Here is an 11,980-nt window from a genome sequence, read left to right as displayed (position 1 = left end):
TTTTATAGCAGGAGTTAACTATGCCATCGTCAGTAAGGGGCATCGACCATATCGGTATTACGGTGCCCGACATTGAAAAAGCCACCCTATTTTTTGAACGCGCTTTCGACGCACAGGTTTTATATCATTCTGTCGATGCGCAAACCGATAATATTGATCAGTCCGCCCAGCAGCACACCTTAAAATTATTTCCCGGCACAAAAATTCACGCCATCCGCATGCTTGTTATGCCCCACGGACCCGGCATAGAACTTTTCGAAATGCATGGCCCTGAACAGGGAATGCCCGCCCGCGCCAGCGACTTTGGCCTCCAGCATTTTGCTGTTTATGTTGATGATTTTGATAAGGCGATAGCCGCTTTCACCGCTGCCGGCGGGGAGATGTTTACCGCGCCAAAGCCGCTTACATTTCCGGATGAACAAGGTGAAGGGAATGCTTTCTGCTATGGGCAAACCCCCTGGGGCAGCATTGTGGAATTGATCTGCTGGCCGACGCCCATGCCTTATGAAAAAACGACAAATTTACGCCGCTGGAAACCCTAAATTTTATTTCTGTGCTACGGGAGATGATATTTTTATTTCCAGGACGAATCTGAACCACAACGGCAAAAATATTTGCCAATCTGAATGCGAATTACGATTTTGCACGCCGTAACATTAAACAGACAACGACACGGAGGCAGCATGTTTACTTATTACCCGGCACATACCACAGCAGCACAACCCGAACTCGTTAACGCGATTGCGCAGGGTCTTCAGGCGGAGCACGGTGTTGTTACCGAAGATGACATTTTGATGGAACTGACCAGGTGGGTGGAAGCCACAGACAATGACATCCTCAGTGACATCTACCAGCAAACCATCAACTACGTGGTCAGCGGGCAAAGTGCACCTTTGTAAAAACCTGCTAAGCTGGATCTGCAACCTAAGGGGTTACATTTCGTTTGCGTGAGCAAACTTGTCCTTAAAACTATCAACGGGATTGAGGAGTTAATATGAAATCGAACCGTCAGGCACGCCACATTCTGGGACTGAACTACAAGCTCTCTAACCAGCGCAAAGTGGTTATTGAAGAGGGGAGCGAAACGCAAGTGACCCACGCCACCGGCAGGAAACGTCAGGCAGGCAAGTAAGTTCCAGTACGAAATCCACAACACCATCGGTTACCCCGGTGGTGTTTTTGTTTATGTGTTGCGGTAATTAATATTTAGCTCCTTTATAATACCGCCCGACCGCACCCCGTAGCACAGGCCAGAAAGATGACAAACAGCAGTGTCAGGGACGGATCTTCTTAAAAAGAGTGAGTGACATGGACAACAAACTGAAAAAACATCGTTCCCTATATATTCCTTATGCCGGTCCGGTTTTACTGGAGTTTCCCCTTCTTAACAAAGGCAGCGCCTTTAGCATGGAAGAGCGCAGCAGCTTTAACCTGCTGGGCCTGCTGCCTGAAGTGGTTGAAACCATTGAAGAACAGGCGGAACGCGCCTGGATCCAGTATCAGGGCTTTAAAACCGAAATCGATAAGCACATCTACCTGCGTAATATCCAGGACACCAACGAAACCCTCTTCTACCGCCTGGTGCAGAACCATCTCGAAGAGATGATGCCCGTCATTTACACCCCAACCGTCGGCGCGGCGTGTGAACGCTTCTCAGAGATCTACCGTCGTTCCCGCGGCGTGTTCATCTCCTATCAGAACCGTCACAACATGGACGACATTCTGCAAAACGTGCCTAATCACAACATCAAGGTGATCGTGGTAACCGATGGCGAACGTATTCTGGGCCTTGGCGACCAGGGCATTGGCGGGATGGGTATTCCCATCGGTAAGCTCTCGCTGTATACCGCCTGCGGCGGGATCAGCCCGGCCTACACCCTGCCGGTGGTGCTGGACGTGGGGACCAATAACCAGCAACTGCTGAACGATCCGCTGTACATGGGCTGGCGTCACCCGCGCATTACCGACGACGAGTACTATCAGTTTGTTGATGATTTCATCCAGGCCGTGAAGCACCGCTGGCCGGACGTGCTGTTGCAGTTCGAAGACTTCGCGCAGAAAAACGCCATGCCGCTGCTGAACCGCTACCGCGATGAGATTTGCTCGTTCAACGACGACATTCAGGGCACGGCGGCAGTGACCGTGGGGACGCTGATTGCCGCGAGCCGTGCGGCAGGCAGCCAGCTCAGCTATCAGAAAATTGTCTTCCTGGGTGCAGGCTCCGCGGGCTGCGGCATCGCCGAGCAAATTATTGCCCAGACCCAGCGCGAAGGCTTAAGCGAAGAGCTGGCGCGCTCCCGCGTCTTTATGGTGGACCGTTTTGGCCTGCTGACCGACGGTATGCCAAACCTGCTCCCGTTCCAGACCAAACTGGTGCAGAAGCGTGAAAACCTGAAAAACTGGGATACGGATAACGAAGTGCTCTCGCTTCTTGACGTGGTGCGCAACGTGAAGCCGGACATTCTGATCGGCGTATCCGGGCAGACCGGCCTCTTCACGGAAGAGATTATTCGCGAGATGCACAAGCACTGCGAACGCCCTATCGTGATGCCGCTGTCTAACCCGACTTCACGCGTGGAGGCAACGCCGCAGGATATCATCGCCTGGACCGAAGGTAAGGCACTGGTCGCGACCGGCAGTCCGTTTGATCCGGTGGTGTGGAAGGACAAGCTCTATCCCATCGCACAGTGCAATAACTCCTATATCTTCCCGGGTATTGGTCTGGGGGTTATCGCCTCCGGCGCGTCACGCATCACCGACGAAATGCTGATGTCCGCGAGCGAAACGCTGGCAGGTCACTCACCGCTGGTGAATAACGGTGAAGGCCTGGTACTGCCGGAGCTGAAAGACATTCATAAAGTGTCCCGCGCAATTGCCTTCGCGGTAGGCAAAATGGCGCAGCAGCAAGGCGTCGCGGTGAAAACCTCTGCCGATGCGTTGCAGCAGGCGATTGACGATAACTTCTGGATGCCGGAATACCGTAGCTATCGTCGTACTTCGATTTAAGCATTGCCCCTCACCCAGCCCTCTCCCCAAAGGGGAGAGGGTGAAAACCGCACCGGACAGTCCCCTCGCCCCTTTGGGGAGAGGGGAATATACGGCAGTTCCCACTAGCCAAACCCATTTTCCCCCGCTACACTCCCTTCATCCATTAACCTACTGAATATATAAGGAGGCCAATTATGCTGTACTGTGAAATTTTCAATGTTTCACATACATTTGGTGATCGCACCAGCTCAAGCGTTATCGGTATCGTGCTGCGATAACTTCCGCTTGAGCGAAGACACCAACCCCCTGAAATCCCTTCTCTCGGGCTTACTGAGTTATCGTCAGCGATGTTTGACGAGGCATAAACATGCCTGTAACTCCTGGGTAAGCAACAATGAGCACTTTACTCACTGCACATTCTTTACGCGTTGATACAGCGTTCGGCACGCTCTTCGACTCTCTCTCCTTTACGTTGAAAAAAGGCGATCGCATCGGCCTGCTGGGTGATAACGGCTGCGGAAAAAGTACGCTGCTGAAAATCCTCGACGGGACGCAGTCCCCTGCTGCCGGAACCGTTTCACTGGCGGGGCATTGCCTGCTGGCGCGCGTGGAACAACATCTGCCGGAGACCCTTGATCCCCTGACCATGCTGGATGCGGTGCTGGCGCAGCTGCCGATCGGTGAGCGCGACAGTTTGCGCTGGAAAGCCGAGACGCTGCTGGCCGGAATGGGCTTCACGACGCAGGAAACGGCGTTAACCTCCGCCACGCTGAGCGGCGGCCAGCATACGCGCTTGTTGCTGGCGCGAGCGTTGATAAGCGATCCGGATCTGCTGCTTCTGGACGAACCGAGCAACCACCTCGACCTGCCAACTCTGCTGTGGCTGGAGCAGTTTCTACAAAACTGGTCCGGCAGCTTTGTGCTGGTCTCACACGACAGGCAACTGCTGGACGCGGTAACCAACGGCAGCTGGATCCTGCGCGATAAAACGCTGCACGCCTTCGCCCTTCCCTGCACTGCCGCACGTCAGGCGCTCGACGCGAAAGACGAAAGCGATGCGCTGCGCCATAAGGCAGAGCAAAAAGAGATCGACCGCGTCACGGCCAGCGCCCGACGTCTCGCGACCTGGGGCAAGGTCTATGACAACGAAGATCTCTCCCGTAAGGCTAAGCAGATGGAAAAACAGGTCGAACGCCTGAAAGAGAACCAGACGGAACTGACGGCGGGAAGCCCGTGGACCTTAACCCTGCGCGGGGACGCGCTTCGGGCCGACCGTCTGCTGGAAATGACCCACCTCGGCGTCCCCCCGGCGCCGGGTCTGCCAGACCTGTTTACCCTCGACAGCGCACGGCTGAAGAGCGGCGATCGCGTGGCGATTGTGGGTCGTAACGGCTGCGGGAAATCGTCGCTGCTGAAGCTTATCTGGCGACATTTTCGCGACGAGATCGCAGACGATCGGCTTAAGCGTCATCCGCGCGTCTCACCCGGCTACTATGACCAGACGCTGCACCAGTTGCCGGACGATGCGGCGCTGCTTGATGCGCTGGAGCCTTTCGCGCCAGATCCGCAGACCCGTAAAATGGCGCTCATCAGTGCCGGGTTCCCGTGGGCGCGTCACGGGCAAAAAGTCAGTACGCTGAGCGGCGGGGAACGTTCACGCCTGCTGTTCGTCGGCCTGACGCTTGCCCGTTATAGCCTGCTGATGCTGGATGAACCGACCAATCACCTGGACATGGAAGGCAAAGAGGCGCTGGCGGAAACACTGCAACAGTTTGAAGGCGGAGTGCTGCTGGTGAGCCACGATCGTCAGTTAATTAGCCAGAGCTGTAACCGCTTCTGGCTGATTGAGGACGGCAGGCTGAGCGAATGGCACGATGCGGAGGCGGTCTTTGAGCGCCTGCGTGAGGACACCGGTCCGGTTGTACCTGAGGCGTCGAATACCGCATTCAAGGCACCCTCTTCAGCGTCTGACGATCTGCTCGAACGCCTGGTTGCCCTGGAAACGCTGCTGGAAGAGGATTTGGCGCGCAAGCCAAAACATCAAAAACCGCAGTTACAGGCGCAATGGCGAAAAGAGATTGAGGTGATAGAAGCGCAACTGTAAATCTGAGCCCGGCGGTGGCGTCGCCGGGCCAGTGTTTTTCACCCCAATTTATGAGGGGTACAGCCTTTTCTTAATCCGAAAATGCATCAAATAATGACATTATGTTGCGGTTCCCTTGCATTACAGCGCCAAAGTATTAATCCTTAATGGGTAATCAGACCTGCTATGCAGATACTCATCATGAAAGGAGAAACACATGAAGGCTGCTGTTGTCACTCAGGATCATCAGGTTAATGTCACAGAAAAAACCTTACGCGCGCTCAAACATGGTGAAGCGCTGCTGAAGATGGAGTGCTGTGGCGTTTGCCATACCGATCTCCATGTTAAGAATGGCGATTTTGGCGACAAAACCGGGGTGATCCTCGGCCATGAAGGGATTGGTATCGTCAAAGAGATTGGTCCGGGCGTCACGTCGCTAAAAGTAGGCGATCGTGCAAGCGTGGCGTGGTTCTTCGAAGGCTGTGGCCACTGTGAATATTGTAATACCGGCAACGAAACGCTGTGCCGTGACGTGAAAAACGCGGGTTACTCCGTTGACGGCGGCATGGCGGAAGAGTGCATCGTAACCGCGGATTACGCGGTTAAAGTCCCGGACGGGCTGGACTCTGCGGCGGCCAGCAGCATCACCTGCGCTGGGGTCACTACCTACAAAGCGGTAAAAGTCTCTGACATCAAACCCGGCCAGTGGATTGCGATCTACGGCCTGGGCGGTCTGGGCAACCTCGCGCTGCAATACGCTAAAAATGTCTTCAATGCGAAAGTTATCGCCATTGACGTGAATGACGAGCAGCTGAAGCTCGCTGCCAGCATGGGCGCAGACTTAACCGTGAACTCCCGCAGTGAAGATGCGGCAAAAGTGATTCAGGAGAAAACCGGCGGTGCACATGCGGCGGTGGTGACGGCGGTGGCGAAAGCGGCCTTCAACTCTGCCGTTGACGCAGTTCGCGCCGGAGGCCGCGTGGTGGCTGTAGGCCTGCCGCCGGAAGCGATGAGCCTGGATATTCCACGTCTGGTCCTGGATGGGATTCAGGTAGTGGGTTCCCTGGTGGGTACCCGTCAGGATCTGCTCGAAGCCTTCCAGTTTGCGGCTGAAGGTAAGGTGAAGCCGAAAGTTACAATGCGCCCACTGGAAGATATCAACGCCATCTTCAAAGAGATGGAACAGGGCCAGATCCGTGGCCGTATGGTGATTGATTTACGTTCTTAACCGCGGTGGCCGGGTAGCGGCTTTGCCCTGCCCGGCTTTTCACGTGGACGAACGGCGATCGGAAATCCATTCCTGAACCTCGATCTGGAACGTGTCCGGCGCTTTTCGATACATCTTCCGCGCCAGATCCAGGATGGTATGGCGCCCTAACTCCTCTTCCATCCGCTGCTGCGCGCTGTCCATCACCGAGCGCACCCCACACGGGCCGTCACAGACCCACGCAGGTGGCGTTTCATCAAACACCGCCAGGCGCTGACGCACTTCCCGACACTCAAACATATTCTTCTCGCCGTCGATGGCCTGCGCCACGTCCAGCACGCTGATCAGCTCCGCCGGACGCGCCAGCCGGAATCCTCCCCCTTTGCCTTCGGTGCTGATGACCAGCCCCGCCCGTGATAAACGGGTGAAGATCTTTCCAAGATAGTCGTACGGCACGCCCTGCAAGGCGGCCATCTCCCGGACGCTCATCTCACGCTCATTGCCTTTTGCATCCACCATACACATCAGGCTATGAATGCCATATTCCACACCAGAACTGTAAAACGCCATGGCTCACTCCGGGTCATTGTTCGCTGCATTATAACGATTTTTAACTCAGAAAGAAGTTGTCGCAGTTAACTCCGACAAGTATAGTGGCAGTTATGTCAGACATACAGCCTGACGAACAAAAGGATCGAGTATGAAAAAGCAGATTTTAATTGTGGGTAGTGGGTTTTCCGGTATGTGGGCTGCGGTCAGCGCCGCGCGCCTTTCTGCTCTGGAGGGTAACAATAGCCTCAGCATTGCGGTGCTGGCCCCTGTTGCGGAACTGCGCGTTCGCCCACGCTTTTATGAAGAGAACGTGTCGTCGATGGTCGCGCCGCTGACCGAACTGTTTGCTGAGCTGGGCATCGCCTTTATTGCGGGCGAAGCACAACGTATTGATACCTCGTCTAAAACCGTTTTATATCGCGATTCAAACGGCGCGATTGCTGAAGTCGCCTGGGAACGTCTGATCCTCGCAACCGGTAGCCAGACTAAACGCCCTCCTGTTGCCGGTCTGGCTGAATACGCCTTTGATATCGACCAACACGACTCCGCCAGGTTGTTCGAGCAGCATCTTGATTCGCTGGTTTCGCGCCCCTCCACCCCGGAGCGTAATACCGTGGTCGTGTGTGGCGGCGGCTTTACCGGCATCGAACTGGCAACGGAACTCCCTGCCCGACTCCGCACTCGCTTCGGCGCCGATACAAAGACTAAAGTAATCGTAGTTGAAAGAGGTGCAACCATTGGCGGGCGTTACAGCGAGGCGCTGCGTAACACAATTGAAGAAGCAAGCAACGCGCTGGGCGTTGAATGGCGTTTAAACAGTGAAATTGAAGCCATCGATGCCAGCGGCGTAACGCTGAAAAACGGAGAGCGCATTGCCAGCGCCACTGTAGTGTGGACGGCAGGGGTAGAAGCTAACCCTCTCAGCCTGCAAATTGACGGGGAACGCGATACTCAGGGACGGCTGATCGTCACCGACACGTTGCAGGTCCCTGCGCATCCTGAGGTTTACGCGACGGGTGATATGGCGCATGCCAAAACGGACGATGCGGGCAACACGGCGCTGATGACCTGCCAGCACGCGATCCAGCTGGGGAAATTCGCCGGACACAACGCAGCGGCCAGCCTGTTGAATCTGGAGCCGTACCCTTACCGTCAGGTGAACTACGTCACCTGTCTGGATTTGGGTGGCTGGGGCGCGGTATACACCGAGGGCTGGGAACAGCGCGTTAAATCCGTGCGTGAGGAAGGCAAAAAGATCAAAGTCGCCATCACCAACGAACTGATTTACCCGCCAGCAGCAGACAAAGCGGTTGCCTTTGCCGCCGCTGATCCGCTGGCGAAATTTGTTTAGTCCACTCCTGCGCCCGCGACCAGCGGGCAACATGTGGGATCAGGCCAGCGCACCTGCGTTGGCCTGACGTTTTTTGGCACATAAATAACCATACATCAACAGAGAGGTCATCGCTGAGAAGGATAAGATCGCTGCCGGCAGCGTGACATAACTCCAGCTAAAGCCGAGCGTAATCATCATTCCACCGAAATAGGCGCCAATTGCGCTGCCGAGGTTAAACGCCATTTGCCCGCCTGCGGCCCCCAGCATCTCGCCGCCTTTCGCATTTTGCAGCAGCAGAATTTGCAGCGGCGCAGAGAGCGCAAACAGCCCGGCGCAGCAGACGAATCCCATGACCAGTGAAGCTGTTTTAAGCTCGCCAAAGGCGAACAACGCCAGCAGCGAAGCCACAATCACCAGGTCGGTGGTGGCAGCAATGCGCAGCGGGCTAAAGCGCGACGACAGCTTGCCGCTAAAGAGATTACCCAGCACCATGCCCAGCCCCATCAGCATCATGATCGCGGTCATTACGCCCTCGGAAAAGCCTGACACGTTGACCATAAACGGCTTCACGAAGCTAAACCAGGCAAACACCCCGGCATTGCCAAACATCGTAGCGGCAAAAATCAGCCACGGTTCCGGTTTCTTCAGGAAGTGGAATTGTTCTGTCAGCCGGGTGGTGGTCGTGTCGTGAATGTCTGGCACCCACAGCAGAACAGACAGGATCACCAGCGCGTCAAAGACCGCAATTAAAAAGAAGGTGTAACGCCAGCTAAATTCATGTCCCAGCCACGTCCCGAGCGGCACGCCAAGCAGGTTGGCAACGGTCATCCCGGCAATCATCCCGGCCACAGCGACCGTCACTTTACCCGGCGGTGCGATTTTTGACAGGATTATCGCCCCCACTCCGAAAATCGCGCCATGCGGAAAACCAGAGATTAAGCGCCCCGCCGCCAGCCCCACGTAGGAGTCAGAGAAGGTAAAGAGCGCGTTACCGACGACGCACATCGCCACCAGAAACAGCAGCGTTGTTTTCAGCGAAAATTTGCTGGAGAACAGCGCTACAATCGGCGCGCCGATCACCACGCCAAACGCGTAGAACGAAATCATATTTCCGGCGGAGGGAATCGAAATGCCCGTATCATGAGCCAGCTCGGTCAGCACGCCCATAATGCCAAACTCAGCCATCCCCAGGCCAAAGGTACCCAGTGCTAACGAAAAAATTGTCTTTTTCATACCGCGACCACTGTTAAAAAATATGCAGCGTGCATTATTGATTAAACTTGTATGGTGGACCAGTTCAAATCAGCTTTCTGACACATTAATCCATTCATTCAGGCCGATTACACTCTTAGTACGGCCTCGATCCCGCGACCGGATACAAAGGGAGACCCACCATGGTCAGTAAGAAGAAAACCCGTGTTGTTGATGATGTCGTTAAAAACGCGCCGCTCAAAACCAAAGCGTACGAGCAAGAGCTTCGTCGCCTCCATGTTGAACTTGTTAAGCTCCAGCAATGGGTGGTCGCCAAAGGGTTAAAGGTCTGTATTGTTTTTGAAGGGCGAGACGGCGCCGGTAAAGGCGGCGCCATCAAAGCCATCACCGAACGCGTCAGCCCCCGGGTGTTTCGCGTTGTTGCGTTACCGGCCCCCACCGATAAAGAGAAAAGTCAGCTCTATTTTCAGCGTTACGTTCCCCATCTGCCCTCTGCCGGTGAAATCGTCATTTTTGACCGCAGCTGGTACAACCGTGCGGGCGTGGAAAGAGTCATGGGTTTCTGTACCGAAGAGCAGGCTGAAAAATTTCTTGATGGAACGCCGGTGATGGAAAAAGCGATGGTCGATGCCGGGATCATTTTGTTGAAATACTGGCTTGAAGTAACGCCAAAAGAGCAGGAGCGACGCCTGCGCGATCGCATTAATGATGGTCGCAAGATCTGGAAGCTGTCTCCAATGGATATTAAATCTTTCAATCTGTGGGATGAATATACCCTCGCCCGCGACGCGATGTTTAAAGCGACCGACACCGCCTGGGCGCCGTGGTTTGTGGCGCGCTCAGAAGATAAAAAAAGGGTGCGGCTGAATATTATTTCGCATCTGCTTTCGCAGATCCCCTATAAAGAAATTCACGTAGACAAAGTGGATTTACCGAAACGCAAGATCGGCAAAGTGAAGCCTACAAAATATCCCTTCCGCTATATTGCAGAGCGATTTTGATATTGAGAAGTAGGCCCGCGCAAGCGCAGCGCCGCCGGACAATGCCGACGGCGCGAGGTTTACTTCAACCCTTCCGAACTCTCTTTTTGCGCTTCAAGTCGCTCAACGTCCCGATACCAGCGCGGATGGTGTTTTTGCGCCCAGCGGCGGCTCACCTTCCCTTCAATCATGCCTTTAATCGATCCTTTCACCCAGAAGGCCATATACATATGGATCAGGATGGCGTGGATCAGAATAATGGCCGAGGTCGCGTGGATCAGCAGCGCATAACGCACCACCTGAATCGGGAAATAGTGCGCAAAATACGGACGCCAGATAATCACTCCGGTCACCAGCAGCACGAAAATCATGCTCATGATGGTCCAGAACATCATCTTCTGCCCGGCGTTGTATTTGCCCACCTTCGCGACTTTATGCTCGTTGCCTTTCAGAACCTCAACAATCCCTTTAATCCAGGGAATATCCTGCTTGTCAGGGATGTTGTGATGAACAAAACGCACGAACATAAACATCAGCACCACGAAAATCAGCACGCCAAAGAACGGATGCAGAATGCGCCCCATCTGCGGTGTCCCGAAGGTTTCCGTCAGCCACTGTAGCGTCGGGAAGAAGAACGATATGCCGGATACCGCCACCAGGAAGAAGCAGATGACCACCGTCCAGTGACAGGCGCGATCGACAAATTTTGTGCGCACTATCATTTTCGACTTACTCATGATGCTCCTCCTCGTCGTCATCCACCTCTTTATTCGGCCCGATACCGATGTAGTGATAAATCAGCCCGGCAAAGGTGGCGATAAAGCCCGCCGCTGAGAGCGGCTTAAGCGCCCCTTTCCACAGGTTGATTGAGGTATCGATCGCCGGATCTTTCGGCAGATTGTGATACAGCTCCGGCTGATCATTGTGGTGCAGAACATACATGACGTGCGTACCACCGACACCCTGCGGGTTATAAATCCCGGCCTTGTCATAGCCGCGTGCTTTGAGCTTATCCACCCGCTGCTGCGCCACTTCCAGCATCTCTTTTTTGGTGCCGAAGTGGATCGCCCCGGTAGGACAGGTCTTCACGCAGGCAGGCTCCTGGCCGACGCTGACGCGATCGACGCACAGGGTGCATTTATAGACCCGGTTATCCTCTTTATTGAGGCGCGGGATATTAAACGGACAGCCTGCGATGCAGTAGCCGCAGCCGATGCAGTTATCCTGCTGGAAGTCGACGATCCCGTTGGCGTACTGAATGATTGCCCCGGCAGACGGGCATGCCTTCAGGCAGCCCGGATCTTCACAGTGCATACAGCCGTCTTTACGGATCAGCCACTCCAGCTTGCCGTTCTGGTCGGTTTCGCTAAAGCGCATCACCGTCCAGGACTTGGCGCTCAGATCAGCAGGATTGTCATAGACCCCAACGCAGTGCCCCACCTCGTCGCGAATATCGTTCCACTCCGAGCAGGCCACCTGGCAGGCCTTACAGCCCACGCAGGAGGAGACATCGATCAGCTTGGCGACTTCTGCCTTGTAGTCCCGCGCACGAGGCGCGGGCGTTATCGGGTTGGTCGCGGAGCGTTTAATAATGTCTTGTGTTTCCATCGCCATTTAATCGCTCC

Annotated in this window: 12 protein-coding genes; 8 read left to right on the top strand and 4 right to left on the bottom strand. The window is 54.9% G+C overall.

The genetic code is table 11. The annotated features are described in order from the left end of the window. The first annotated feature begins 20 nt into the window (after nt 1-20). From RHN82_RS21165 to adhP, 6 genes are all read left to right on the top strand, one after another. Nucleotides 21-542, top strand: a complete 522-nt coding sequence (locus RHN82_RS21165) for a VOC family protein (protein WP_047051087.1) — start codon at nt 21-23, stop codon at nt 540-542. 141 nt (nt 543-683) lie between these two features. Beyond that, nucleotides 684-899, top strand: a complete 216-nt coding sequence (gene bdm / locus RHN82_RS21160; RefSeq protein ID WP_047051086.1) for a biofilm-dependent modulation protein — start codon at nt 684-686, stop codon at nt 897-899. Nucleotides 900-994: 95 nt separating this feature from the next. Then, the gene (gene sra / locus RHN82_RS21155) at nt 995-1,132 is read left to right on the top strand and encodes a stationary-phase-induced ribosome-associated protein (protein ID WP_000841561.1); all 138 of its coding nucleotides are present in this window, start codon (nt 995-997) and stop codon (nt 1,130-1,132) included. A 176-nt stretch (nt 1,133-1,308) separates the two neighbouring features. Next, complete coding sequence (locus RHN82_RS21150) at nt 1,309-3,006, top strand: NAD-dependent malic enzyme (RefSeq protein ID WP_022648194.1); 1,698 nt, start codon at nt 1,309-1,311, stop codon at nt 3,004-3,006. A 376-nt stretch (nt 3,007-3,382) separates the two neighbouring features. After that, the gene (locus RHN82_RS21145; RefSeq protein ID WP_047051085.1) at nt 3,383-5,092 is read left to right on the top strand and encodes an ABC-F family ATP-binding cassette domain-containing protein; all 1,710 of its coding nucleotides are present in this window, start codon (nt 3,383-3,385) and stop codon (nt 5,090-5,092) included. Between the two features lie 196 nt (nt 5,093-5,288). After that, nucleotides 5,289-6,299 (top strand): alcohol dehydrogenase AdhP, encoded by a 1,011-nt coding sequence (gene adhP / locus RHN82_RS21140; protein WP_006810706.1) that lies wholly within the window; start codon nt 5,289-5,291, stop codon nt 6,297-6,299. 39 nt (nt 6,300-6,338) lie between these two features. Here the strand turns inward: adhP and RHN82_RS21135 are convergent, their stop codons facing one another. Further along, nucleotides 6,339-6,848, bottom strand: a complete 510-nt coding sequence (locus RHN82_RS21135) for an Rrf2 family transcriptional regulator (RefSeq protein WP_047051084.1) — start codon at nt 6,846-6,848, stop codon at nt 6,339-6,341. Nucleotides 6,849-6,978: 130 nt separating this feature from the next. On the opposite strand from RHN82_RS21135, the gene RHN82_RS21130 reads away from it, so the two are divergent. Next, the gene (locus tag RHN82_RS21130) at nt 6,979-8,181 is read left to right on the top strand and encodes an NAD(P)/FAD-dependent oxidoreductase (RefSeq protein ID WP_047051083.1); all 1,203 of its coding nucleotides are present in this window, start codon (nt 6,979-6,981) and stop codon (nt 8,179-8,181) included. 39 nt (nt 8,182-8,220) lie between these two features. Here the strand turns inward: RHN82_RS21130 and araJ are convergent, their stop codons facing one another. Further along, complete coding sequence (gene araJ / locus RHN82_RS21125) at nt 8,221-9,396, bottom strand: MFS transporter AraJ (protein ID WP_047051082.1); 1,176 nt, start codon at nt 9,394-9,396, stop codon at nt 8,221-8,223. Nucleotides 9,397-9,557: 161 nt separating this feature from the next. Here araJ and ppk2 point away from each other — a divergent pair, with 161 nt between their 5' ends. Continuing rightward, nucleotides 9,558-10,376, top strand: a complete 819-nt coding sequence (ppk2, locus tag RHN82_RS21120) for a polyphosphate kinase 2 (RefSeq protein WP_032671172.1) — start codon at nt 9,558-9,560, stop codon at nt 10,374-10,376. Between the two features lie 59 nt (nt 10,377-10,435). Here the strand turns inward: ppk2 and fdnI are convergent, their stop codons facing one another. Further along, nucleotides 10,436-11,092, bottom strand: coding sequence for a formate dehydrogenase-N subunit gamma (gene fdnI / locus RHN82_RS21115; RefSeq protein ID WP_047051081.1), 657 nt, complete (start codon nt 11,090-11,092; stop codon nt 10,436-10,438). Further along, entirely contained in the window at nt 11,085-11,969 is an 885-nt protein-coding gene (fdxH, locus tag RHN82_RS21110; RefSeq protein WP_003857048.1) for a formate dehydrogenase subunit beta, read from the bottom strand. Before fdxH ends, fdnI begins: the two co-directional genes overlap by 8 nt. Nucleotides 11,970-11,980: the final 11 nt, after the last annotated feature.

Origin of the sequence: Enterobacter cloacae complex sp. EB5 (assembly GCF_031432835.1) — a bacterium.
Taxonomy (GTDB): domain Bacteria; phylum Pseudomonadota; class Gammaproteobacteria; order Enterobacterales; family Enterobacteriaceae; genus Enterobacter; species Enterobacter hormaechei_C.
This window is presented reverse-complemented; position numbering and strand designations above follow the sequence as displayed.

What these genes read in the sequence shown, in the direction of transcription:
- RHN82_RS21165 (WP_047051087.1), top strand. Translation starts at nt 21, where the DNA reads ATGCCATCGTCAGTAAGGGGCATCGACCATATCGGTATTACGGTGCCC.
- bdm (WP_047051086.1), top strand. Translation starts at nt 684, where the DNA reads ATGTTTACTTATTACCCGGCACATACCACAGCAGCACAACCCGAACTC.
- sra (WP_000841561.1), top strand. Translation starts at nt 995, where the DNA reads ATGAAATCGAACCGTCAGGCACGCCACATTCTGGGACTGAACTACAAG.
- RHN82_RS21150 (WP_022648194.1), top strand. Translation starts at nt 1,309, where the DNA reads ATGGACAACAAACTGAAAAAACATCGTTCCCTATATATTCCTTATGCC.
- RHN82_RS21145 (WP_047051085.1), top strand. Translation starts at nt 3,383, where the DNA reads ATGAGCACTTTACTCACTGCACATTCTTTACGCGTTGATACAGCGTTC.
- adhP (WP_006810706.1), top strand. Translation starts at nt 5,289, where the DNA reads ATGAAGGCTGCTGTTGTCACTCAGGATCATCAGGTTAATGTCACAGAA.
- RHN82_RS21135 (WP_047051084.1), bottom strand. Translation starts at nt 6,848, where the DNA reads ATGGCGTTTTACAGTTCTGGTGTGGAATATGGCATTCATAGCCTGATG.
- RHN82_RS21130 (WP_047051083.1), top strand. Translation starts at nt 6,979, where the DNA reads ATGAAAAAGCAGATTTTAATTGTGGGTAGTGGGTTTTCCGGTATGTGG.
- araJ (WP_047051082.1), bottom strand. Translation starts at nt 9,396, where the DNA reads ATGAAAAAGACAATTTTTTCGTTAGCACTGGGTACCTTTGGCCTGGGG.
- ppk2 (WP_032671172.1), top strand. Translation starts at nt 9,558, where the DNA reads ATGGTCAGTAAGAAGAAAACCCGTGTTGTTGATGATGTCGTTAAAAAC.
- fdnI (WP_047051081.1), bottom strand. Translation starts at nt 11,092, where the DNA reads ATGAGTAAGTCGAAAATGATAGTGCGCACAAAATTTGTCGATCGCGCC.
- fdxH (WP_003857048.1), bottom strand. Translation starts at nt 11,969, where the DNA reads ATGGCGATGGAAACACAAGACATTATTAAACGCTCCGCGACCAACCCG.